Here is a 502-nt window from a genome sequence, read left to right as displayed (position 1 = left end):
AATTCGTTAACGCTTTTCGGTCAAAGCGACAATGGCTTGTGCGACAACTTTGTCAGCATCTAATTTTGCGGCACTGCGTGCCTTTTGAGCCATTGAAAGTAAAGCTTGGCGATCCAATTGTTGGATCTGTTGAGTCAAAGACTCCACGGTTAAATCAGGTTGTTCAATCATCTTCGCAGCACCGCATTCCACTAAGTGGTCGGCATTCAGTGCCTGTTGACGGTCTTTATGCATGAACGGGATAAAAATCGCGCCTACACCTGCTGCTGAGACTTCAGATACCGTCAATGCGCCAGAACGGCACACTAACAGATCTGCCCACGCATACGCTTGTGCAACATCATCGATAAACTCGGTCACTTCTGCATTAGCAACATTGTTCGCTTGATAAGCAGCTTGCACTTCTTGCGCTGCGCCTTTACCTGCTTGATGACGAATACAGTAGTCTTGTCCCAAGTTTGCCATCACCGCTGGCGATGTTTGATTAAGAATAAGATCGGAA

The 502-nt window shown here is 47.0% G+C and carries 1 protein-coding gene; it reads right to left on the bottom strand.

Annotated elements, in window-relative coordinates; genetic code table 11:
• Positions 1–6: 6 nt before the first annotated feature.
• Positions 7–502 (bottom strand): glycosyltransferase (locus R7R24_RS30830; protein WP_318120732.1); only part of this gene is annotated, 496 nt, incomplete at its 5' end.

Source organism: Vibrio sp. 704, from assembly GCF_033339295.1.
This window is presented reverse-complemented; position numbering and strand designations above follow the sequence as displayed.